The 22721-nt window shown below is 49.1% G+C and carries 22 protein-coding genes and 1 tRNA gene; 8 read left to right on the top strand and 15 right to left on the bottom strand.

Features of this window, described 5'->3' with window-relative positions; translation table 11 throughout:
* Positions 1–173: 173 nt before the first annotated feature.
* From purH to EOE67_RS19810, 9 genes are all read right to left on the bottom strand, one after another.
* Positions 174–1760, bottom strand: a complete 1587-nt coding sequence (purH, locus tag EOE67_RS19850) for a bifunctional phosphoribosylaminoimidazolecarboxamide formyltransferase/IMP cyclohydrolase (protein ID WP_127701259.1) — start codon at positions 1758–1760, stop codon at positions 174–176.
* A 258-nt stretch (positions 1761–2018) separates the two neighbouring features.
* Complete coding sequence (gene fis, locus EOE67_RS19845; RefSeq protein ID WP_068060747.1) at positions 2019–2309, bottom strand: DNA-binding transcriptional regulator Fis; 291 nt, start codon at positions 2307–2309, stop codon at positions 2019–2021.
* 17 nt (positions 2310–2326) lie between these two features.
* On the bottom strand, positions 2327–3298 hold the full coding sequence (gene dusB / locus EOE67_RS19840; protein ID WP_127701257.1) for a tRNA dihydrouridine synthase DusB: 972 nt from the start codon (positions 3296–3298) through the stop codon (positions 2327–2329).
* A gap of 381 nt (positions 3299–3679) precedes the next feature.
* On the bottom strand, positions 3680–4948 hold the full coding sequence (locus EOE67_RS19835; RefSeq protein WP_127701255.1) for a hypothetical protein: 1269 nt from the start codon (positions 4946–4948) through the stop codon (positions 3680–3682).
* A gap of 249 nt (positions 4949–5197) precedes the next feature.
* Positions 5198–6079 (bottom strand): 50S ribosomal protein L11 methyltransferase, encoded by an 882-nt coding sequence (gene prmA / locus EOE67_RS19830; RefSeq protein ID WP_127701253.1) that lies wholly within the window; start codon positions 6077–6079, stop codon positions 5198–5200.
* A gap of 159 nt (positions 6080–6238) precedes the next feature.
* Complete coding sequence (gene accC / locus EOE67_RS19825; protein ID WP_068060729.1) at positions 6239–7582, bottom strand: acetyl-CoA carboxylase biotin carboxylase subunit; 1344 nt, start codon at positions 7580–7582, stop codon at positions 6239–6241.
* Positions 7583–7598: 16 nt separating this feature from the next.
* Entirely contained in the window at positions 7599–8045 is a 447-nt protein-coding gene (gene accB / locus EOE67_RS19820) for an acetyl-CoA carboxylase biotin carboxyl carrier protein (RefSeq protein ID WP_127701251.1), read from the bottom strand.
* A gap of 30 nt (positions 8046–8075) precedes the next feature.
* Positions 8076–8537, bottom strand: a complete 462-nt coding sequence (aroQ, locus tag EOE67_RS19815; protein WP_127701249.1) for a type II 3-dehydroquinate dehydratase — start codon at positions 8535–8537, stop codon at positions 8076–8078.
* A 264-nt stretch (positions 8538–8801) separates the two neighbouring features.
* On the bottom strand, positions 8802–10622 hold the full coding sequence (locus tag EOE67_RS19810) for a protein-disulfide reductase DsbD (RefSeq protein ID WP_240652888.1): 1821 nt from the start codon (positions 10620–10622) through the stop codon (positions 8802–8804).
* Positions 10623–10966: 344 nt separating this feature from the next.
* On the opposite strand from EOE67_RS19810, the gene EOE67_RS19805 reads away from it, so the two are divergent.
* From EOE67_RS19805 to EOE67_RS19785, 5 genes are all read left to right on the top strand, one after another.
* The gene (locus tag EOE67_RS19805; RefSeq protein ID WP_053423916.1) at positions 10967–11257 is read left to right on the top strand and encodes a co-chaperone GroES; all 291 of its coding nucleotides are present in this window, start codon (positions 10967–10969) and stop codon (positions 11255–11257) included.
* Between the two features lie 77 nt (positions 11258–11334).
* Entirely contained in the window at positions 11335–12972 is a 1638-nt protein-coding gene (gene groL, locus EOE67_RS19800) for a chaperonin GroEL (protein WP_127701247.1), read from the top strand.
* Positions 12973–14052: 1080 nt separating this feature from the next.
* The gene (gene ltrA / locus EOE67_RS19795; RefSeq protein WP_127701245.1) at positions 14053–15705 is read left to right on the top strand and encodes a group II intron reverse transcriptase/maturase; all 1653 of its coding nucleotides are present in this window, start codon (positions 14053–14055) and stop codon (positions 15703–15705) included.
* A 122-nt stretch (positions 15706–15827) separates the two neighbouring features.
* On the top strand, positions 15828–15983 hold the full coding sequence (locus EOE67_RS19790; RefSeq protein ID WP_127701242.1) for a YegP family protein: 156 nt from the start codon (positions 15828–15830) through the stop codon (positions 15981–15983).
* 456 nt (positions 15984–16439) lie between these two features.
* Positions 16440–16982: a DUF3016 domain-containing protein gene (locus tag EOE67_RS19785; RefSeq protein ID WP_164852447.1), complete on the top strand. Its 543-nt coding sequence runs from the start codon at positions 16440–16442 to the stop codon at positions 16980–16982.
* 12 nt (positions 16983–16994) lie between these two features.
* Here EOE67_RS19785 and EOE67_RS19780 read toward each other — a convergent pair whose 3' ends face one another.
* Together EOE67_RS19780 and EOE67_RS19775 are read right to left on the bottom strand one after the other, a co-directional pair.
* Entirely contained in the window at positions 16995–17333 is a 339-nt protein-coding gene (locus EOE67_RS19780; protein WP_127701238.1) for a hypothetical protein, read from the bottom strand.
* Between the two features lie 180 nt (positions 17334–17513).
* On the bottom strand, positions 17514–17822 hold the full coding sequence (locus tag EOE67_RS19775; protein WP_127701235.1) for a prephenate dehydrogenase: 309 nt from the start codon (positions 17820–17822) through the stop codon (positions 17514–17516).
* A gap of 169 nt (positions 17823–17991) precedes the next feature.
* Here EOE67_RS19775 and EOE67_RS19770 point away from each other — a divergent pair, with 169 nt between their 5' ends.
* Positions 17992–18381, top strand: a complete 390-nt coding sequence (locus EOE67_RS19770; RefSeq protein ID WP_127701233.1) for a MerC domain-containing protein — start codon at positions 17992–17994, stop codon at positions 18379–18381.
* Between the two features lie 114 nt (positions 18382–18495).
* On the opposite strand, the gene EOE67_RS19765 is transcribed toward EOE67_RS19770, so the two are convergent.
* The 4 genes from EOE67_RS19765 to rsgA form a co-directional block, all read right to left on the bottom strand.
* Positions 18496–18903 carry a GreA/GreB family elongation factor gene (locus EOE67_RS19765; RefSeq protein ID WP_127701231.1) on the bottom strand — a complete coding sequence of 136 codons (408 nt, stop codon included), beginning with the start codon at positions 18901–18903 and terminating at the stop codon, positions 18496–18498.
* A gap of 324 nt (positions 18904–19227) precedes the next feature.
* A complete protein-coding gene (locus tag EOE67_RS19760) occupies positions 19228–19914 on the bottom strand; it encodes a glycerophosphodiester phosphodiesterase (protein WP_127701229.1) in 687 nt (228 codons plus the stop codon).
* A gap of 32 nt (positions 19915–19946) precedes the next feature.
* The gene (gene asd / locus EOE67_RS19755; RefSeq protein ID WP_127701226.1) at positions 19947–20822 is read right to left on the bottom strand and encodes an archaetidylserine decarboxylase; all 876 of its coding nucleotides are present in this window, start codon (positions 20820–20822) and stop codon (positions 19947–19949) included.
* 12 nt (positions 20823–20834) lie between these two features.
* Complete coding sequence (gene rsgA / locus EOE67_RS19750; RefSeq protein WP_127701224.1) at positions 20835–21887, bottom strand: small ribosomal subunit biogenesis GTPase RsgA; 1053 nt, start codon at positions 21885–21887, stop codon at positions 20835–20837.
* Between the two features lie 105 nt (positions 21888–21992).
* On the opposite strand from rsgA, the gene orn reads away from it, so the two are divergent.
* Entirely contained in the window at positions 21993–22544 is a 552-nt protein-coding gene (orn, locus tag EOE67_RS19745; RefSeq protein WP_127701222.1) for an oligoribonuclease, read from the top strand.
* A 101-nt stretch (positions 22545–22645) separates the two neighbouring features.
* Positions 22646–22721, top strand: a tRNA-Gly gene (locus EOE67_RS19740).

Below are 22721 nucleotides of genomic sequence, written 5' to 3'. Positions count from 1 at the left end.
TTGGCGGACTGCCTGCGGCGAGTCGCGCCCTACGGTTGAACGTGAAAAAAACATTGGCGGACTGCCTGCGGCGAGTCGCACCCTACGGTTGAACATTCAATGATCCGTAGGGTGTTACTCGCCGCGTCAGCGGCAGTACGCCGCATGACGTTGCGAACGCGACATTCCGGATCTTAATGCCGGAAATGCCGCACACCGGTAAACACCATGGTCATGCCATGCTCGTCCGCTGCAGCAATCACTTCTGCATCGCGCATCGAGCCGCCTGGCTGGATCACTGCTTTAATGCCGGCTGCCGCTGCGGCGTCAATGCCATCGCGGAACGGGAAAAACGCATCCGATGCCATCACTGAACCTTTGACTTCCAGGTTTTCGTCTGCCGCTTTAATACCAGCGATTTTCGCGCTGTACACGCGGCTCATCTGGCCTGCGCCGACACCAATGGTCATTGAGTCTTTGGCGTAAACAATGGCGTTGGATTTGACGTATTTCGCGACTTTCCAGCAGAACAGTAAATCACGCAGCTCATCCGCTGACGGCTGACGCTTGCTAACCACTTTTAAGTCGTCGAGATCAACCATATTCTGGTCGCGATCTTGCACTAACACACCGCCGTTGACGCGCTTAATATCAAAACCGGTGGTTTTGGCTGACCACTCACCGCACACCAACAGACGTACGTTCGGTTTTTTCGCGATGACTTCAGCAGCTTCGTTGGTTGCTGTTGGCGCAATAATCACTTCGACAAACTGACGGCTGACGATGGCTTCGGCGGTAACTGCATCTAACTCGCGGTTAAAAGCGATAATGCCGCCAAAGGCTGAGGTTGGGTCCGTCTGATATGCGCGGTTGTAAGCGCTAAGGATATCGTCGCCAATAGCTACACCACAAGGGTTGGCGTGTTTGACGATGACGCAGGCGGGCTCGAGGAATTCTTTCACGCATTCCAGTGCAGCGTCAGTGTCAGCGATATTGTTGTACGACAGCTCTTTGCCTTGCAGCTGGGTTGCGCTTGCCACAGAAGCTTCCTGAATGTTTTCTTCGACATAAAATGCCGCTTGCTGGTGGCTGTTTTCGCCGTAACGTAAATCTTGTTTCTTGACGAACTGGCTGTTGAAAGTGCGCGGGAACTTGCTTGGCGCAGCGTCCACAGTGTCATAGGCAGGAAGCATGGCGCCAAAGTAGTTAGCAATCATGCCATCGTACTGCGCTGTATGTTCAAAAGCGCTGATCGCTAAGCTAAAGCGGGTAGCATGCGTCGTGGCGCCTTGGTTAGCCGCCATTTCGGCCAGCACTTTGTCGTAATCTGCAGCGTTCACCACAATAGTAACGTCGGCATGGTTTTTCGCAGCAGCGCGCACCATGGTTGGGCCGCCGATATCGATATTTTCTATCGCATCAGCCAGGGTACAACCGGCTTTAGCCACAGTGCTGGCGAATGGATAGAGGTTGACGACGACCAGATCAATGGCGTTGATATTGTTTGCCGCCATCACCGTTTCATCCTGGCCACGACGGGCTAAGATGCCGCCATGTACTTTTGGATGCAGCGTTTTGACCCGACCGTCCATAATTTCCGGGTGACCGGTATAGTCTGAGACTTCGATAACAGGAATGTTTTGTTCGGCCAGCAATTTTGCCGTGCCGCCGGTTGATAACAGTTCCACCCCTTGTGCGGCTAAAGCGCGGGCGAATTCAACAATGCCAGTTTTGTCAGAAACACTTAACAGCGCACGACGGATTGGACGAGCTGAGGTCATATCGGTTCTCTCTCTGTATCAAAGCTTAGGAGCAAGGGATAAAAAATTCGGTTCTAAGTTTTGTGCTGCCGGTTTGACTGTTTTCACGGTCTGGCCGAATTTGCCGCTAACAAGCATAGTCAAAAATTCAGTCGTCAAAGTCAGTCGTCAAAGTCAGCGGTCAGCACAGGGGGCCAAAGCGGGATTTTAAATTGCCAGGCCCCAGAAACAAAAAAGCACCCGAAGGTGCTTTTTGGCGGGACTCCTCCCGCGGGGGCATTAACTCATGCCGTATTGTTTCAGCTTCTTACGCAGCGTACCGCGGTTGATGCCCATCAAGTTGGCGGCGCGGGTTTGATTACCGCGGGTATATTTCATTACTTCTTCCAGTAATGGCTTTTCCAGCTCTGACAACACCAGTTCGTACAGGTCTTCTACATCCTGTCCGTTTAACTGTTGCAGGTAGTTCGCCACCGCTTTCTGAACCGCGTTACTTAAAGGCTGCGGTTTTTCTTGAGTCTGTACATGTGCGTTAGTGATAAATGGCGAAGTCACGTTTTGATTAAACATTACCAGGTCTCTTTACGTTAAGTTGCTGCTAGTTGTTCGAAATAATTCCACAAAGCGTCAAGCTGCGTTTGTTGCTGCTCAATACCATTAAATTCACTGCGAAACGCGCCTTCGGCATCGTGTTCAGCCAAATACCACCCCACATGTTTGCGGGCGATACGTGGACCAAGCACTTCACCATACAGTTGGTGTAAGCCTTGAACGTGTTCCAGCATAATATCCCTGACCTGCTGTAAGTCAGGTGGTGCCAACAGTTCCCCTGTGGCGAGGTAGTGTACAACTTCCCGAAAAATCCAGGGCCGGCCCTGTGCTGCCCGCCCAATCATGATGGCGTCAGCACCGGTGTAATCCAGCACAAACCTGGCTTTTTGGGGTGAGGTGATGTCACCGTTAGCAATCACCGGGATCGACACTGCCTGTTTAATAACGCGGATGGTGTCGTACTCCGCTTCTCCTTTATACATACAGGCTTTGGTTCGGCCATGAACCGCCAGACATTGAATGCCGTTTTCTTCTGCAATGCGCGCAATCTGCACGCCATTACGATGTTCGGTGTCCCAGCCGGTCCGAATTTTCAGCGTGACCGGAACTGAAACCGCCTTCACCACAGCCTGAATAATTTGCTCAACCAGTTCGGGGTACTGTAACAGTGCCGAACCCGCCAGTTTCTTATTCACTTTTTTGGCCGGACATCCCATATTGATGTCGATGATTTGCGCGCCATGTTCAACATTAAACACAGCCGCTTCCGCCATCTGGTCTGGATCACTACCGGCAATTTGTACCGACCGAAGGCCAGACTCGTCACCGTGCGTCATCCGATTTAGCGACTTTTCGCTCTGCCACACCAAAGGATTGCTCGACATCATTTCTGATACAGCTAAACCTGCACCAAAACGACGGCAAAGCTCACGAAAAGTGTAATCAGTGACGCCAGCCATCGGCGCACAGATCACATTGTTCGATAATTGGTAAGGTCCGATGCGCACCGCTATATCTCTAGGCTCTACCCCGAAGGGGCGCCAAGTTTACGGATTTTTTCCAACAAAGCAAAGGCTATTATTTAAACAAAAGTGTAAATTTAGGGGGCTTTGGTGGGTTGACAATCGCTAAACGGCTGAAAATTAGACTTACTAAAATACCAAGGTCAGTAAAATAAGGGCAGCTGGCAGCAGATAATTGTATGGCTGTTGTTTTTTTCAACATGCAACTCGTTAGCGAGAACAGAAAAAAGGCACCGGTATAAGCGGTGCCAAACTCATCTCCCAGGAACATGGTGTGATGAAAACGTTGTGATCGGCGGCGCATATCTTTGGCACAGTGCCACTGCCGCCGCAGTCCAAGTCTGTTAAAGCATCAAAAGGCCTCGGTTAAGGCGCGGGCTTGGCGATGCCCAACCAGGTCATTTTGGCCGGTGTAAATTCAAGTGGCAGGATGCTGCTGGCCATGGTTTTTAAATCAACCCGATGCAGCTGCTTTTGGGTTGGATCAGTGACATAAATTTCATCGTTTTGATTATTCACCGCAATCACTGGTGGATTGGCGGTCTCAAAACCAGTTAGCAACTGCAATGTGGCTTTGATGGCATATCCCGCCGCAACATCCTGCACCACCAGTTTGCCGCTGTTATCGAGCTGTGCCAGATAGTCACCATCACCAGAGAAGGCGTAAGCCGTTCTGGTGGCTGTGCTGCCCTGACGCCAATCAAGTTTGGTCATGGTCAGCGCCACCGGATCAATCAAATACATGTCCTGACCGGCAAAACCAATGGTTTGGGTCAGGGTTTTATGGCCGGTAATAGTGCCAATTCGCCCTGTCATGCCGACTGGGTTTGGTAATTTCACCGCGCTGAATTCACCGGCTTTTTGTTGCACCACCAACACGCCGTCGGTACAGCCGAATAAGCTGTAATCTTTCACCGAATAACTGCCGTGCAAGCCAGGGCATTGTTCGCTAAAGCGTTCTTTCAGCGTAAAACTATCGCCATTTTGCTGATACCACTCCACTTGCGTCGGCAACGTATTGCTGGCGTCCGCCGGACGGAAGGTGGTGAGTAAATGTGTGCCACGTGGTTCGGCAGTGCCGTGCATATTCAATGGCAATTGCAGGCTGGCGCTGACTTTCGCCTGAGTGATACTGGCATCGGTCAGCACACTGACGCTGGAAGGCTGCAACGGCGATGCGACGCCATCAAAGAAAATTGCCGCTTGCCTGGCGTGAACTTCATAGTGCGTTGGCGCTGGGCCTTTGACGATAAAAGCAGAAAGCAGCGGGTTTTGCTGATAATCATGCAGGTGATCGCCGTGATCTTCCTGCCACAACCCACCATCGATAAACCGCACCTGGTTATCTACCCGCTGAAACAACAGCGCATAACGGCGATCCGGGCTGGCATAAATACTGTGTGTCGGCAGCTGCGCATCAAAGCTGCCTATCTGCTTTTTATCTTTAATATCATAAATATAGACACTGTTACTGCCAACGGTGCTGAGCACCAGTCGACCAGCATTTTCGACTTTTGGATGCTCATGGATCGGTTGTGGTTTGCCTTCATTACTATGTGTTGATGAATCACAGGCAGTTAAGGCCAGTAATAATGCAGCGCTGATGGCTGTTTGTTGGAAAGTTTGACGCAACACTGGAAATCTCCCTGATTTAAAGATATGTTATACTATAACATTTTGTGCGCGTTGCAATACTCATTTTGCTAAATGCGGCAGTTTTCAGCGGGAAGCAGTTGAATAGCAAAGCCGCGGACAATGACTGGTAATGCAGGCAGTTGCAACTTTGAAATAGCGAGATAACGAAAGCTAAGATAGAACCCTGCCAATCGAAGCGGCGCAGGGTGTATTACGGATGCTAAAGGTAAGTTACTAAAATAGTTTAATTTATTGCTTTTTACGTGCGCTTAACCGCACCCATTCTTCTTTCACTGCCACCGGGTCAAACTCAAATTCGGCGCTGTAAGCATCAATCACCGATTGTGCCTGGCTTTCCAGAATACCGGATAAAGCCAACCAGCCGCCTGGTTTGACATAAGCACTGATAACAGCGCTTAACTGCGCCAGTGGGCCGGCCAGAATATTGGCGACCACCACATCGGCTTGCAGTGACGGCTGATCTTTGGGTAAATACAGTTCAATCTGCCCAGAGACGCCGTTGCGGGTGGCATTGGCCAAACTGGCCTCAATCGCTTGCGGGTCTATATCAACACCAACGACTCTTTTGGCGCCAAGTTTTAACGCGGCAATACCGAGAATTCCCGAACCACAGCCAAAATCGACCACAGTGGCGGCGGATAAATCCTGACCGTCCAGCCATTCCATACAAAGTGCCGTGGTGGGGTGGGTACCGGTACCAAAGGCGAGGCCTGGGTCGAGCATGACGTTGACTGCTGTCGGATCTGGAATATCACGCCAGCTTGGGCACACCCACAGGCGTTTACCAAAACGGATCGGGTGGAAGTTATCCATCCATTCGCGTTCCCAATCTTTGTCTTCCAGCTGTTCCAGCTTGTACTGCACACCGTTTTTAAACAGGCTGACTTGTTCCAGCTGTTTGATTACTTTATCCATTTTATGCTCGGCATCAAACAGCCCAACGACCACGGTATTGGCCCAGTAGATGACTTCGCCTGGCAGCGGCTCATAAATTGGAGTGTCCTGTGCATCAACAAAGCTGACGGCTTGAGCGCCCCAGCTCATCAGCATATCGCTGACAGTTTCGGCATGTTTTTCGGTGGTGTGAACGCGCAGTTGGATCCAAGGCATGGTAAAAATCCGGCAACAAAAATTTCAGCGAGGTTATGGCGACAGATTTTAACAGCTTTCGGCTGGCTTGGCATCGCAGGGTTATCGCTGAGCAGTCACAGGTACTCAATTTAGCCATAAAAAAAGCCCCAAAGAGGGGCTTTTTAGCACAAATCCAGCTTATTTCATGCCGAGTTTATGTTCCAGATAATGGATATTGGTGCCACCTTTATTGAAATTCACATCGGTCATAATTTCTTTGTGCAAATCAATATTGGTTTTGATGCCACCCACCAGCAACTCACTCAGCGCATTACGCATCCGCGCAATCGCGATCTCGCGGCTTTCACCGTAAGTAATAAGCTTGCCAACCATCGAATCGTAGTTTGGCGGTACGGTGTAATCGGCATAAATATGCGAATCCCAACGCACACCATTACCACCTGGCGGGTGGAAACGGGTGATGGTGCCTGGTGATGGAATAAAGGTTTTTGGATCTTCAGCGTTGATCCGGCATTCCACGGCATGACCACGAATGACGATGTCAGACTGTTTGATCGACAGTGGCATGCCAGAAGCAATTCGCAGCTGTTCTTTAATCAAATCAACGCCAGTAATCATTTCAGTCACCGGATGCTCGACCTGGATCCGGGTGTTCATCTCGATAAAGAAGAACTCGCCGTTTTCAAACAGGAATTCAAAAGTACCGGCACCCCGATAGTTCAGATCGATACAAGCCTGCACACAACGACCACCGATAAAATCACGCAGTTCCTGAGTAATACCCGGCGCTGGCGCTTCTTCGACCACTTTTTGGTGGCGACGTTGCATTGAACAGTCACGTTCACCTAAGTGAATGGCTTTGCCCTGACCATCGGCTAAAATCTGAATTTCGATATGACGTGGGTTTTCCAGGAATTTTTCCATGTAAACCATGTCGTTACCAAAAGCAGCTTTGGCTTCAGCTTTGGTCATTTCAATCGAAGAAACTAATTCGTCCTCGCTGCGCACCACACGCATACCACGACCGCCGCCGCCGCCAGCCGCTTTCACGATAATTGGGTAACCAATCCGTTTGGCGATCGCTTTGTTGGTGTCCGCGTCGTCGCCGACCGCGCCGTCAGAGCCAGGTACACAAGGGACACCGGCTTTTTTCATTGCTTCGATGGCAGAGACTTTGTCACCCATCAGACTGATAGATTCCGGACGTGGACCGATGAAAATCAGGCCGCTGTCTTCCACTTGCTGCGCAAAATCAGCCCGTTCGGCTAAAAAGCCATAGCCCGGGTGAATGGCTTGCGCATTGGTGACTTCCGCCGCTGCAATCAGCGCCGGAATATTTAAATAACTTTGTGGTGAAGGGGCGGGACCAATACAAATGGTCTCGTCGGCCAGCAACACATGCTTCAGATTACGGTCGACAGTGGAGTGCACCGCGACAGTCTTAATCCCGAGTTCTTTGCAGGCGCGTAAAATACGCAACGCAATTTCTCCCCGGTTGGCAATCAGCACTTTTTCTAACATGGGTCGGCCTTTTGAATTATTCAATCACAAATAAAGGCTGGTCAAATTCAACCGGCTCGCCGTTTTCCACCAGAATTGCAGTAATAGTGCCTGCTTTGTCAGACTGGATTTGGTTCATCATTTTCATCGCTTCAACGATACACAGCGTATCGCCAACTTTGACTGTCTGGCCAACTTCAGCGAAGTTCTTCGAAGTTGGTGAAGCAGCGCGGTAGAAGCTACCGACCATCGGTGAACGTAACTGGTAACCAGTGACGGCTGGAGCAGCAGGCGCAGCAGCTGGAGCTGCTGTTGGTGCCGGAGCCGCCTGCATTGGTGCAGCCTGATATTGCATTGGCGCATAATGCTGCACCGGGCCACCGCGGCTGATCCGGACAGATTCTTCGCCTTCGGTGATTTCAAGTTCATTGATACCTGATTCTTCCAGAAGCTCGATCAGTTTTTTAATTTTTCTAATATCCATGACGATGATGCCTGACTTAGTTGAGTAAAGTTAAGGGTTTATGTTCTTGGTTGTTAAGGTCGAGACCGCCGATTCCAGCGCATAACGGTAACCGTTGGCGCCGAGGCCACAAATGACCCCTTTGGCGATATCTGATAAATAGGAGTGCTTACGAAATGCCTCACGGGCATGCACATTCGACAGATGAATTTCAATAAATGGAATGGCAACTGCCAACAACGCATCGCGAATGGCGATGCTGGTATGGGTGAAAGCACCAGGATTAATCAGGATAAAATCCTGCTTGCCGAGCGCTTGCTGGATGGCGGTCACCAACTCATGTTCAGCGTTGGATTGCAGGTGCGTCAACTCGACGTTTAGCGTGCTGGCGTGTTGGCGTAAATCACCAACAATTTGCTCTAAAGTGGCAGCACCATAGATCTGCGGCTCACGCTGACCCAGCATATTCAGGTTGGGGCCGTTCAGAAGCAAAACGCGTAAAACTGAAGCCATTTGTCGCCTATTCCGTTGAAGATCCATCATCTGCGATTATCTTGCCTAAGGCTGTTGGAAAAAGCATCTTTTTCCGTATTGCAGCACCCGGCTCTGCAGAGTTGCCGCTTATTATAGTGAAATCGCAGCAAATGGCAGCAAAATACTGGTCTTATCAGCAGAGTGGAACTTTTTTCAGGCTGGATAGTCGTGCGGGAAAAAATTGTCGCTGCAGCGGGCAAACCTCAGTATTTTAGCCTGCTGCAGCGTGGTTGGAACTTTTGGTTAAGGCGGATTCAGACTGCTTAAATGGGCCTGAAACGCGGCCGGCGGCATAAAACCAGTGACCCTGGATTGGGTTAATTCGCTGCCGTTTGGCGCAAAAAACAACAAAGTTGGCAAACCAAGCACACTGAATTTATCCAGTACCTGCTGATCTTCATCAGTAGCCTTGGTCACATCAATCCGCAATAAACGGATTTTTGCCATCTCCCTTTTCACCCCGGCATCGGCAAAAGTGATGTGTTCGAATTCTTTGCAAGCGACACACCACTCAGCGAATAAATCCAGCATCACATACTGATTTGCTGCTTTGGCGGCGGCCAGTTCCCGGTCTAAATCGGCCAGGGTTTTAATATCAATAAATTTACCGGTGTCGGCATTGGAGATTACGCTTGTTGGCGTCGCAACGGGTGTTGCTGTTGGCCACCAGAAACGTTGATTTAGCAGTAAGGTGCTGAACACCAACACAGTCGCCAGCAGCCACAATAGTGATTTCACCACCGGTTTTTGCAGTAGTTGTTGGGTTTGATGCAAAAACAGCGCAAACGCCAGCACTAATACCGTCAGCAGCACCACCAGAACTTCGGTCGGCAGGATCCGTTCCAGCAGCAGTAACGGCACTGATAACAACAGGAAACCAAACACTGCTTTGACCCGATCCATCCACGCACCCGGTTTTGGCAGGAATTTTCCACCGGTGCTGCCAAGCACCAACAACGGTAAGCCCATACCCATACTCAGCACATAAAGCACTAAAGCGCCGTAAGCCATATCGCCGGTTTGCGCGATATAAAGCAGCACACCGGTTAACGGTGCCGTGGTGCAAGGGGAGGCGACCAGACCCGACAACGCACCCATCACCAACGCACTTTTGGCGCTGCCGCCTTGTTGTTTGTTACTGATATTGCCAACTTTTTCTGCCCAGCTACTTGGCAGTTGCAGGTTAATTACCCCAAACATTGCCAGCGCCAACAATACAAACAGCACACTAATACCCATTAATACAGCCGGATGTTGGAAATAGGCCTGAAACTGCACGCCGGCGCTTGCGACCACTAAACCGAGCAGCGAATAGGTAATCGCCATGCCTTGCACATAAGACATCGACAAACTAAAAGCACGACCGGTACTTAGTTGCTGGCCCTGACCGACAATAATGCTGGTGAGAATGGGGTACATCGGAAACACACAAGGGGTAAACGCCAGGCCTAAACCCAATAAAAAGAACAAACCTAAGGTCCATAAACTGCGATCCTGACCCAAGCGCTCAGCCAATTCAGTTTGTTGTGATACCGGCGCTGAGCTTTTTTGGCTGTTATCTTCTGCAGCAACGGCTGCAGGTGCGGCGCTCATTTCTGCCAGCACGGCGTCGGTGGCCGCAGCGGAGGTTTTAGTCTGGATCAATGGAATTTCAATAGTCGTCACCGGGTAACATAAACCGGCTTCCGCGCAGCCCTGAAACCGCACTTTTAACTTGGCGTCGACATCGATATTGGACAGCGGAATACTTAACACCACCTGGTGGCGATAAACCTCGGTTTTGCCGAAATATTCGTCTTCATGTGACATGCCGGGCGGGTAAGTCGGATGCGAAAAGCTGGCCGCAACGCCGGCGATTTTGAATTTGTCTTTATATAAATAATAGCCATCGGCAATCTGAAAGCTCAGTTTCAGCGCGTTGTCTTGCTGCACAAAGTCCGGCACAAAAGCTTGTTCAACCGGTAAAAAGGTTTTGCTTTGGCTAAGTTTGCTAAGAATATCATTTGCTTGCAGTGGCACGGCCATCAACAGCAATAACAGAAGACTATAAATCCGGACTTTCAATGGTTATTTCCTTTGCTAAAGATGCTCATGGCATCTACGTCTAAAATCATTTGCCCAGCCTACTATACGCAAGCCGCAGCTTTCAGGTCTTGGACATTCGCGACAAAATCACAAAAAGTTTTGCTGACCTGCCGCATCTAAATTCAACACGCTTAAGACCGTGTTTGAACGCTTTTGCTTTCAAGTGTTGTTTCCAGTGACAAATCTCATTTTCCGAAGCTGGGGAACCTACAGATTTTTTTGAGCCAACCCTTGGTTTTTTTTGCCGCTTGCCCCATATAGCTGACACAACAGATTTAACGCCCTCGTTAAAACCCAAAAAAACGCTTTAGGAGAAATTAAGCATGAATATTCGTCCATTACACGACCGCGTGATCATCAAACGCCTGGAAGCAGAAAGCAAATCGGCCGGTGGTATTGTTCTGACCGGCGCTTCTGCTGAAAAATCGACCCGTGGCGAAGTGGTTGCTGTCGGCAACGGCCGGATCCTGGAAAACGGTACTGTACGTCCGTTAGACGTCAAAGTTGGCGACAAAGTGATCTTTGGTGCTTATGTTGAACGCACTGAAAAAATTGAAGGCCAGGAATATGTCATCACTAAAGAAGACAACATTCTGGGCGTGATCACTGAATAATTTCAGTATCAGCGCACTGCATTTAACGACATGCATTTAACGAATTGATTTAATACAAATTTCCGAGGAATTTTCAAATGGCTGCAAAAGACGTACGTTTTGGCGATGAAGCCCGTAACAAGATGCTTAAAGGCGTCAATATTTTAGCAAACGCAGTCCGCGTGACTTTAGGCCCGAAAGGCCGCAACGTCATTCTGGACAAGTCGTTTGGCGCACCAATGATCACCAAAGATGGTGTATCTGTTGCTAAAGAAATCGAGCTGGAAGACAAGTTCGAAAATATGGGCGCGCAAATGGTGAAGGAAGTTGCTTCTAAAGCCAATGACGAAGCCGGTGACGGTACGACTACTGCCACAGTTCTGGCGCAAAATATCATCAACGAAGGCGTAAAAGCTGTTGCTGCTGGCATGAACCCAATGGATTTAAAACGTGGTATCGACAAAGCAGTGATCGCTGCCGTTGCGGAATTAAAAGCATTATCACAGCCATGTGCTGATTCAAAAGCCATCGCGCAAGTAGGCACTATTTCTGCCAACTCTGATGAAGAGATCGGCCAAATCATCGCAACGGCAATGGAAAGAGTACGTAAAGAAGGCGTGATCACGGTTGAAGAAGGCCAGGGCCTGGCGAACGAGCTGTCGGTGGTTGAAGGTATGCAGTTTGACCGCGGTTACCTGTCTCCATATTTCATCAACAACCCGGAAGCTGGTCAGGTTGAACTGGATAACCCGTTTATCCTGACGATTGATAAAAAAATCAGCAATATCCGTGAACTGTTGCCAGTTCTGGAAGGCGTGGCCAAGTCTGGTAAGCCGTTATTAATCATCGCTGAAGATTTAGAAGGCGAAGCTTTAGCCACGTTGGTTGTCAACAACATGCGCGGTATCGTCAAAGTTTCTGCAGTGAAAGCCCCAGGTTTTGGCGACCGTCGTAAAGCCATGCTGCAAGACATCGCGGTATTAACTGGCGGTGTGGTGATTTCTGAAGAAATCGGTCTGGAGCTGGAAAAAGCAACTTTAGAAGATTTAGGTACAGCCAAGCGCGTACTGATCACCAAAGACAACACTACCATTATTGACGGCGCGGGTTCGAAAGACGCTATCGATGGTCGTGTGAAGCAAATCCGTCAGCAAGTTGAAGATGCAACTTCTGATTACGACAAAGAAAAACTGCAGGAACGTCTGGCGAAGCTTTCCGGTGGCGTTGCAGTGATTAAAGTAGGTGCCTCTACTGAAATCGAAATGAAAGAGAAAAAAGCCCGCGTCGAAGACGCGCTGCACGCAACCCGTGCTGCGGTTGAAGAAGGCGTAGTCCCTGGCGGTGGTGTGGCGTTGGTTCGTGTGGCAGCCATGCTGTCTGAACTTCGTGGTATTAACGAAGATCAAAACCACGGGATCAAAATTGCGCTGCGCGCGATGGAAGCACCACTGCGTCAAATCGTTGATAACGCGGGTGATGAGCCATCAGTTGTTGTAAACAACGTCAAAGCGGGCGCTGGTAACTACGGTTACAACGCAGCGACTGGCGTTTACGGCGACATGCTGGAAATGGGTATCCTGGATCCAACTAAAGTGACCCGTTCAGCGCTGCAATTCGCTGCATCTGTTGGTTCGCTGATGATCACAACCGAAGCAATGGTCACAGAACTGCCGAAAAAAGATGGCCCGGCAATGCCTGATATGGGCGGCATGGGTGGTATGGGCGGCATGATGTAATGCGACGAGAGTCGCGTAGGTCACTAGCCTAGCGGGGTCTACCAGTAGTGAGCACTAACAAGTGCTCACTATACCACCCGCAAAACTAGTAGTCGACTCCGGTATTCGGAGGTAAAACCGAATGCCGGAATCATCACGCAAGTGGTGAGGTCGCGCAATCGTTTTACGATTGGAAAACAAGTCTCCGAAGCATTCTGCTATCGGCATAAAGCGAACAAAAAGGTAAGAAGTGACGGGTTTTTACCCCCGTGTAGTAGCGAGATATTTTCATCGTCGCGCCACCCAAATCACACTTCGAATCCAAGTAGTTCTGAAATCAAACACAAACAATGACTGCTGTTTACAGCATGGCATTGGTTTGTCTTCTCGTTTTCTGTATCTCGGCAAGTTTACGACCTGCGGGCGTAAGCTGTTGTAGTTATTGTCTCAACCCCATTGGCTTTGACAGCAAAGGCGTAAGCGAGACTCGTTATACGACTAACGGTAGCCTAGGGATAGTGCGATGCTGGTAACGGCGTGGTGCGGAGCTTCCTGACAATGTACCTCTGTGAAAACAGTGCTTTAACCCGTGAGGGCGGGCATAGACCATGAACAATACGTGGGCTGAGGGCTAGGCTGGGCAATAGGGTTAATGTACGTGAACTGCTGATAAACACCGTCAACCGCAATGAGCGAAATATTGTTGTTACGCTCTGACCAAAAGGTACGTGGCCGGTTATTCCTTTTACATCTGGGAATACGTCGTCTGAAGGCCACCGGTGGATAGGCAGAACCTAAGTTGCTCGTGTAACTGCAACGGAACTCGGTAAGCCCGATTGTTCGCCTTGCGTAAGTAAGGCAGGGGATCCGCAAGGAAAACTGTTGGACAAGCGGGTAAAGGAGGTTGGAAAAAGCGAATGCTGCGCTGTAATGGCGTGGATAGGGGTTCAAACTTTGCCCTGACCTGAAAAGGTGCAGACTTCCAACTGGTCTTTAATCGTGTGAAGGCTTGATAAGTCATCTGAAAAAACAACCCAAAGGGGATTAGCTATCCCTTGCGGGCTTGGCTTTTCTCCATTTGCGGTTTTGGAGAAAAGCAAGATGAGTACAGTAATGAAAATGACCGTACCTGCGTTCTCCCACCCACCGCAGAGCTGGCATACCATTGATTGGTATCTGGTACAGAGGCAGGTGAGAGGGCTGCAAGTACGGATCGCGAAGGCGACGAAACAGCAACAGTGGCGCAGGGTGAAAGCTCTGCAACGCATGCTGGTGCGCTCGTTTGCTGCCAAGGCATTGGCAGTCAGGCGGGTCACGGAAAACCGGGGCAAAAGGACGCCTGGTGTTGATAGGGAGTTGTGGGGTACGCCTGAGTTGAAATGGCAGGCTATTACAAGGTTAAAACGGCAAGGCTACCGGCCAAAACCGTTACGTCGGGTTTATATTCCTAAAGCAAACGGCAAAAGTCGCCCTTTGGGAATACCAACGATGCTGGATCGCGCGATGCAGGCTTTGTACCTGCTGGCGTTAGAGCCGGTGTCGGAAACTACGGCAGACCGCAATAGTTATGGCTTTCGCCCAATAAGGTCCACGGCGGATGCGATAGAGCAATGCTTTGTCAATTTAAGTCGGAAAAGCTCGGCAGAGTGGGTACTGGAAGGGGATATCAAAGGTTGCTTCGACAACATCAGTCACGACTGGTTACTTGCCAACGTTCCGTTGGATAAACAAGTGCTCAGGCGGTGGCTGAAAGCGGGGTATTTGGAGTCCGGTAGTTTATTTGCAACCGAAGCCGGTACGCCACAAGGGGGCATTATTTCGCCTGTGTTAGCCAATTTGGCGCTTGATGGTTTGGAGACGGTATTAGAAAGCCATTTTGGCCAGAAGAATACCAAAGCCAGCTACAAGACTAAGGTGAACTATGTGCGATACGCGGATGACTTTGTGATCACCGGCATCTCGAAAGAGCTGCTGGAAGACAAAGTAAAACCTCTGGTCGAGGCCTTTATGGGCGAACGGGGGCTGACGCTATCGCCGGAGAAAACGTTGATCACCCATGTGGACGATGGTTTCGACTTTTTGGGGCAGAACATTCGTAAGTACAAAGGCAAACTGCTGATAAAGCCAAGTCGGAAGAACTTGCGGAATTTGCTGCAAAAAGTGAAGGGCATAATTTCGGGGAACAAAACCGTGACGGCGGGTTTGTTGGTAGCACTGCTGAATCCTGTGCTACGGGGCTGGGCAAACTACCATCGACACATTGTTGCGAAAGAGACCTTTAATTATGTCGACTATCGGGTTTGGAAAATGCTGTGGAAGTGGTGTCGCAGACGGCATAAAAACCGTCAGTTCCGCTGGGTTAAGGCTAAATACTTTAAGTCAGTAGGGAACCGCAACTGGGTGTTTTCCGGCGAAGTGGCTGAGCAGAAAATGCTACGGCTGTTTTACTGCAATGATACGCCGATTAAGCGGCATATTAAGTTGAAGGCAGAAGCCAATCCGTATGATTTGGCCTTTGAGCAATACTTTGAGCTGCGGCTGGAGCGCACTTGGAGAGACTCGATGGCCGGTCAGTGGAAAGTGCTTTACCTCTGGCAACGGCAGCAAAAATGCTGTCCGGTATGCCGGTTCCCGATAACTTTTGAAACAGAATGGAATATTCACCACATTGTGGAAAAGGTTAAAGGCGGATCGAATGAGCTGGATAACTTGGTATTGCTGCACCCGAATTGTCATCGGCAATTGCATAATTAATTTACGACCAGTGCTTGATATTTGTTCACCATGACCCCATAACGGGAATATTCGTGTTGGTTATGCTGTACACATCGGATATTAAAAGATCTTTTAATTTAATATGTTGAGGGGTAATCCATATGGGTGATAAGTGGGATTTCTATCAAGACGGTGCAAAGGAGTGGCGTTGGCGTCGAACCGCATCAAATGGTCGTATCGTTGGTGCATCAAGTCAGGGTTATGTAAATAAAGCTGACTGCATCGATAACGCGCGTCGCAACGGTTATACCGGTTAGTCGCTGGTCGGTACTTAGGTATTGGCTTATAAAGGCTTGAGCCGTATGCAGGGAAACTTGCTTGTACGGTTCTTAGGGGGCGGCGGCGCAGTAATGCGCTGCTGCTACCCGACACTCTTACGTCCCGCTAAAAAATGAACCCGGCGCAAGCCGGGTTTGTCGTTTTTAAGGCGGAATAGCGTGTGACGAAGGTGTCAGATAAATACTAAGAGGAGGGGCAGATCAAAATTTACAAAGTAAATTTGTTCGGATCCCAGTATCTTATTCCTAATATTCCAATCGCGTGATTTACAGATTTTGGCTGGCTTGTCATGGCTATGTCAGGAAAAAATTACATTCAGCGACATGTTTCGACATTTGACTACGGTCTTCTGTCCGGAAAAAGCATATAGTTAGCAGAGGTAGTTCAGTAGATATCAGCCGTTTATTTTTGGCGGCAAGATGAGGAGTTTGAATATGCGTAAGTTAACCACCTATGTAACGACCGTAATTTGTGCTGTAGCATTACTTATCCAGGTGCAGGCTGCTACTGCTGAAAAAGCAGAAACCATGTCTGCAGTGAAAGTAAACTGGGTCAATCCGGAAAAGTTTTCGGATATCCGTCCGGCAAACGGCTCGCGTAAAGCCTATCAAGAGCGCGTGACGAAAGCTTTTGAGAAAATCCTGGGCGATTTGGCGGAGAAATTACCACCAGGATATAGCCTGGAAATCAGCGTAAAAGACCTTGATTTAGCAGGGGATGTCAACCCGATGTACCGGATAGACAATACCGATATCCGGGTGATTAAAGATATTTACTTCCCTCGGATCAAATTAGATTATGTGCTGTTTGATCAGAACAAACAGCCAATTCATCAAGAAACCGATGTCAAAATCAAAGATATGGGTTTTATGACATCCAACCATATTGGTTTGCAAAACCGTGAATTCGCATACGAACATGCAATGCTGAAAAAGTGGTTTAACAAAGTCATAGTGCCACAAACCGCCACTAAATAAGTTCGTGAAACATCATAGCAAGTTGGCGATTTTCTGATAAATCGCCACTGCTTCATCACGGCTCAGCTGTCCGGCTGAAGCTGCCCGGCCGATACTGCTGCTGACTTTTACTGAATCGTTATTTGCGGTTTCTGGCTCGCTTGGCGCCGCACTCGCCTGAGCACTGAGCGTCACTCTATTGTCATTTTCGGCGGCCTGGCGCAGCGGTGCAGCATATTCGGTGGTAATTTTGGCGGTCGAACTGACATCGATCGACGGGTTTTTGCTTTCGGTGCGAGCGGCAACCCGCACCAAATCTAATGAAGTATTCACTGCTGAGACTGGCATCGTCGGACCTCCACTGTGTTGCATATACCCTTCATCCTTGAAGATGCGGGGTTGTTGCCTTCGCTCGTTCGCCCCAGTCACATAGGACAACTATGCTCCTGGGGCCTCACTTCCTAGTCGCCTACCCGCATCATCAATGATTTTGGCTATATCGCAATTAACGCAACTGTACAATTTGACCGCAACTTTGCCTTCAAGTTTAGCTTATTTGGCTACAACCGCCCGAAATTCAGTTAATGTCTTATGCAGCAACTGCAGCTGCTTTACCACCAGTTCCAAAGTCGCTGTATTAAACTGCTGCGTTTGACGGATGGCGGATACCTGTTCAGCAGTTTCGGATAAATACGGCATAAAACGCTGGCTGCTGACTCTAAAGATTGACGGAGCCGGAAAAATCGCCTGATGTCGTGCCTGACCTTTGTTTTGTAATTCATCTAAAATGGCGTCGGCATCTAACGCCTTGCGATAAAGCTCTTTTAAGTTTAAATCCAGTTGATTAAGTAACTGTTCCATAACGCTTCCTCAAAATTTATAAGCGCTATTATGCCACAATCAGCCTGCAAAGCACGACTGACGCCTGTTACAGCGAATCTGCAGATTGCAGAGAAATTCGGGAAAACCATTTTCAACACGCCAGATTTGTTATATCATCTCATTTCAAATTTGGCAGGGGTCAGGCAGCATGTTCGAAAATATCCGTCATACATTGGACAAAGTGGGGATCGCTGTCACGTCCTTATGCGCCATCCATTGTATTATGCTGCCGGTGTTATTGCCTGTTCTGCCATTATTGGGTTTAACCTCAGTGCATAACCATGCGCTGGAAAGAATTGTGTTACTGGTGACCATGGTGCTTGGTTTTATTACTATTTTTGCCGGTTTCCATCGTTATCACCGCAAGTTGTATCCGTTTTATTCGTTGTTTCTTGGTGGTTTTATTTACTGGCAAAAAGATTTGCTGGGCCATGAATATGAGCATTTTGTATTGATTGTCGGTGCTGCTTTTGTGGTATTTGCACATATTCTGAATATCCGTTTGTGTAATCAGTGCCATAGCTGCGAAAACCACTAATATTTTTCCTAAAACCAAGCTCAGCCTGAAAAGCTGGCTGAGCGCAGCAATCTCCCTCTTCGACAATGCAAACCTTTCCGCTTAGAGCCTGATGACCTCAATTCAGAATGACTATTACGGATTGCCCGGCTGGCGTTTGACCCGGACGATCTCAGCAATGGTGAACTTGCATGGCATGCCGGTAAACAACCTCACTTCAGCACCGACGTTTTTACCAATCAGCGCCATGCCAAGGGGTGACAATAAAGCGATTTCCGTGTCGGAATTGTGGTCTGACAAGTCATTAACCAGCGTAAACCATTGGCACTGCTGCGTTTCATCACACAGCAATACCGAGCAACCCGGCTGAATGCCACTGAGTTTTAACGTACTGCGTCGCTGCGGCAACTCCAGCTGCTCTAACATCGCAGCGAGCGCTAAGGGTGATAGTGGCCAGAAATTCCGGGTGCTGTTTCGGGCTAAAAAGCGGGCAAATAGCGGGGCACTGGCATGCGCCAGTCGGGAAAAATTGAAAATAGTCATCACAATACCTGCAAGCAGTAGTCTGGAAAATAACGTGAATGCAAAGCTGCCGGTTCTGTCAGCGCAGAACCGGCTTAGTGATATGAGGCCGTAGGGAAATACCTGGAAGGGAATGGGCTACTGACAGGAGTTAGCATCATGGATAATACGATCAACATCAGCAACCTCCCGCAGTTATAAAGCATAAGATGCGCTGACCATAACAGCTTGGCCGGTAAATTCAACCAACTTCCCATCAACTTCGACCGCTGGCCTAAAATCCGACATGAATGGTTGTTCTGGTTAACGATTGCCACTGCTACGCGGGTTTTAGGGGAGAACAAGCTAAAACCAGCTGGCGGCTTCTGCCGGGAAATTACAGAAAATTCCATCAACCCCTAAAGCTTGTAATCGCAAAGCTTCGCGTTGATCGTTGACGGTATACACAAAAACCTCCAGTCCGCGCTGATGCGCATCCTGCACCATCTTTTCATCGATAAAAGCGCGATCACAATGCACCGATACTGCGCTAAGCTGTGTTGCAAAGGCACAATAATCTAATGGAATACAAGCGGTTAAAGCACCAATAGCCAGTTCAGGCTGACCTTGTTTTACTTGCTGCAATAACGGGTGGTGAAAAGAGGAAATAAGCAGTTTTGCGAAATCAGTTGCAAGTTCCTGGCGCGCCCGTTGCAACAGTTGGAGCAGCAATTCAGCGGTATCATGGCCTTTCAGTTCGATATTCAGTACACAACGATTGTTGGTGAGCTGCAACACCTGCCATAAAGTGGGGATAATTTGGCCTTTGCCAGCATTCAGCTGTTGGAGCTGCGCCAAGGTATAATCTTCGATATTGCCAACAGCCTTGGTGGTGCGGTGCAGCTGGCGGTCATGAATGACAATCAACTCGCCATCAAGCGCAAACACATCAATTTCGATGCCATAAGCGCCGCAATCAAGCGCTGCCTGGATGGCTAATAAAGTATTTTCCGGAAAGTGGCCGCTGACTCCGCGATGGGCGAATATTTTCATCAGTGGCCTCCGTTGGTTGGGTCTTCAGGCGTTTAAGCGGTCGGGTCTTGACTTATTACTGTAGCAAAAGCTTCGCCCATCCGGGTGACAGCGCCTGGGTATTGCTGGTCATTAAAGGCAATTTGATCCGGTGCAAAGGCCAGGATCACAGTAGATCCCAGCTTAAACCGGCCCATTTCGGCACCTTTGTCGAGTTTCACCGCATTGGCGCCCGATGCCGGATAACTCCAGCGGAACACTTCTTTACCAGTTGGCGGGGTAATAGTACCGGCCCACACGGTTTCGATACTGGCAACAATGGTTGCGCCAACCAAGACTAACGCCATGGGACCGACTGCAGTATCAAAAATAGTCACTACACGCTCATTCCGCGCAAACAACCCAGGGACATTTTCTGCGGTGAGCGGATTGACGGAAAACAGCTCCCCTGGCACATAAATCATTTCGCGCAAAGTACCAGCAATCGGCATATGAATGCGGTGATAATCTTTTGGTGCCAGATAGATACAGGCAAACTGACCATTTTGGTAAGGCGCTGCAGTGTCACTAGCGCCGCCAAGCAAGGCCTGCAGTGAATAAGTGTGACCTTTAGCCTGAATCAATTCGTCACCAACGATAGCGCCAAGCTGGCTAATAGCGCCATCAACCGGCTGCACAATGATATTGTCATCAGCAACCACCGGCCGGATGCCGTCTTTGAGCGGGCGGGTAAAAAATTCATTAAAGCTCTGATAATCTGAAGCATTTTCATGTTTTGCTTCTTTCATATTGATGCCATAAGCTTTGATAAACAGCTTAATTAATGCATGCGACACCGCCCCTAAGCGGGCAGCTGCTAATAATCCAACCAAGCGGGAAATGAAGTGCTTCGGCATGATGTATTGCAGGGTAATTTTCACTTTATCCATGTTGTTAGAGCCTTAATCAACTTTAAAAAAATTCGGTTTATCCTGCACCATGCTGAGCAGGATTTTATGATAATTATCAAAACGTTCGGCTGAAATTTCTTCAATTTCAATCGCATGATGCAGTGCACAGCCAGGGTCGTTCAGATGCTTGCAGTCGCGGAATTTACAGCGGCCAAGCCAAGGGCGGAATTCTTTAAAACCCCACAGCACTTCATCGGGTGGCAGATGCCATAAGGCAAATTCGCGAATGCCCGGCGAGTCAATCAATTCGCCGCCTTCAGGTAAATGGTACAACCGTGCCACAGTGGTGGTGTGCTGGCCCAAACCGGAACCGTCAGAAACTTCACGGGTAACGACCTGCAGTTCTGGCAATAAGTTATTGACCAAAGAGGACTTTCCGACACCCGATTGCCCAACAAAAATGCTGGTACCTGATTTCAGGTATTCGTCCAGCTGCGCCATGCCTTCACCGGTTTTGGCGCTTAATAGCAAAATTTCGTAGCCAATTTTGCGGTAGATTTCCAGCTGCTTGTCGACGACGGCGCGCTCTTCTGCGCTGAGTAAATCAATTTTATTAAGTAATAACAACGGCTTGATTTGCATCGCTTCAGCAGCAACCAGATAACGGTCGATGATATTCAATGACAGGACAGGCAAAACGGCAGAGACGATGATCAATAAATCGATATTGGCCGCAACGGGTTTTAAGCCGTCATAAAAATCGGGGCGCGACAGCACTGAACTTCGTTCCTGCACCGCTTCAATCACACCGCTGATGCCACCTTGTGGCTGCAACGAACGACGCCAGACGACTTTATCGCCACAAACCAGGGAATTAATAGTGCGGCGGATATTGCAACGTTCAATGGCGCCGGTGTGGTCTTCAACATCAGCATGTTGACCAAAACGGCTAATCACCACCCCAGCTTCCGGTGCGCTAAGCTGGGTATGCTCAAGTTGTTGTTCAACTTTGGCGGCTTTTTTTTCCAGCCGATCCAGGCGTTTTTGTTGATTGCCGGCAATGCGGTCGGTTTGGCGATTGTTGAGATGTTTCTTTTTCGTCACTGTTTCTCACAGGCCCGGCGAGGGCGTTTTCCAGTTGGCGTCAGGCGTAGTATGATACTAGCATTCAGTGAAGTTACAAAGTAGCAAACCCATAAGGTGCCTTTTATGTCTGTGAACGAAAATAATCTGGTGTGGATCGATTTAGAAATGACGGGTCTGGAACCAGATGTCGATGTGATCCTGGAAATGGCGACCATCGTCACCGACAGTAATCTTAACGTGCTGGCAGAAGGGCCAACCTTCGCGATTAAAACGCCAACTGATGTGCTCGACAATATGAGCGCTTGGTGTGTCGAACAACATGGCAAAAGTGGCCTGACTCAGCGTTGCCGCGATAGTGACACCGATCTAGCCGCGGCCGTGGATCAAACGATCGCCTTTTTAAGTCAGTACGTGCCGGCAGGCAAGTCGCCGATGTGCGGCAACAGCATCGGTCAAGACCGTCGTTTTCTGGTGAAATACGCACCGAAACTGGAAGAGTTTTTCCATTACCGCAACATGGATGTCAGCACAGTGAAAGAACTGGCGAAACGCTGGAACCCACAAGTGACCAAACTGGTGAATAAATCATCCAGTCACCTGGCGCTGGACGACATTCGCGATTCAATTGCTGAATTAATGGTCTATCGCACGCACTTTTTCAAGTTGCCAGAATAAAGTGCTTGCAAACTCAAACTGATTTTGTAAAATGCGCCCCGCTTAGTGACAAAGTTGAACGCCAGTTCAGTAGTAGCTAAGCGGTAATTGAAGAAAATGTTGCGGGCATAGCTCAGTTGGTAGAGCGCTACCTTGCCAAGGTCGAGGTCACGAGTTCGAGTCTCGTTGCCCGCTCCA

The sequence above is a fragment of the Rheinheimera riviphila genome (genome assembly GCF_004005945.1).
GTDB lineage: Bacteria > Pseudomonadota > Gammaproteobacteria > Enterobacterales > Alteromonadaceae > Pararheinheimera > Pararheinheimera riviphila.
Note: the sequence above shows the minus strand (reverse complement) of the source record. Positions and strands in the feature narration are given on the sequence as shown.

Coding starts and splice junctions, on each gene's coding strand:
- purH (WP_127701259.1), bottom strand. CDS start 1,760: ATGACCTCAGCTCGTCCAATCCGTCGTGCGCTGTTAAGTGTTTCTGAC.
- fis (WP_068060747.1), bottom strand. CDS start 2,309: ATGTTTAATCAAAACGTGACTTCGCCATTTATCACTAACGCACATGTA.
- prmA (WP_127701253.1), bottom strand. CDS start 6,079: ATGCCTTGGATCCAACTGCGCGTTCACACCACCGAAAAACATGCCGAA.
- accC (WP_068060729.1), bottom strand. CDS start 7,582: ATGTTAGAAAAAGTGCTGATTGCCAACCGGGGAGAAATTGCGTTGCGT.
- accB (WP_127701251.1), bottom strand. CDS start 8,045: ATGGATATTAGAAAAATTAAAAAACTGATCGAGCTTCTGGAAGAATCA.
- aroQ (WP_127701249.1), bottom strand. CDS start 8,537: ATGGCTTCAGTTTTACGCGTTTTGCTTCTGAACGGCCCCAACCTGAAT.
- EOE67_RS19805 (WP_053423916.1), top strand. CDS start 10,967: ATGAATATTCGTCCATTACACGACCGCGTGATCATCAAACGCCTGGAA.
- groL (WP_127701247.1), top strand. CDS start 11,335: ATGGCTGCAAAAGACGTACGTTTTGGCGATGAAGCCCGTAACAAGATG.
- ltrA (WP_127701245.1), top strand. CDS start 14,053: ATGAGTACAGTAATGAAAATGACCGTACCTGCGTTCTCCCACCCACCG.
- EOE67_RS19790 (WP_127701242.1), top strand. CDS start 15,828: ATGGGTGATAAGTGGGATTTCTATCAAGACGGTGCAAAGGAGTGGCGT.
- EOE67_RS19785 (WP_164852447.1), top strand. CDS start 16,440: ATGCGTAAGTTAACCACCTATGTAACGACCGTAATTTGTGCTGTAGCA.
- EOE67_RS19780 (WP_127701238.1), bottom strand. CDS start 17,333: ATGCAACACAGTGGAGGTCCGACGATGCCAGTCTCAGCAGTGAATACT.
- EOE67_RS19775 (WP_127701235.1), bottom strand. CDS start 17,822: ATGGAACAGTTACTTAATCAACTGGATTTAAACTTAAAAGAGCTTTAT.
- EOE67_RS19770 (WP_127701233.1), top strand. CDS start 17,992: ATGTTCGAAAATATCCGTCATACATTGGACAAAGTGGGGATCGCTGTC.
- EOE67_RS19765 (WP_127701231.1), bottom strand. CDS start 18,903: ATGACTATTTTCAATTTTTCCCGACTGGCGCATGCCAGTGCCCCGCTA.
- EOE67_RS19760 (WP_127701229.1), bottom strand. CDS start 19,914: ATGAAAATATTCGCCCATCGCGGAGTCAGCGGCCACTTTCCGGAAAAT.
- asd (WP_127701226.1), bottom strand. CDS start 20,822: ATGGATAAAGTGAAAATTACCCTGCAATACATCATGCCGAAGCACTTC.
- orn (WP_127701222.1), top strand. CDS start 21,993: ATGTCTGTGAACGAAAATAATCTGGTGTGGATCGATTTAGAAATGACG.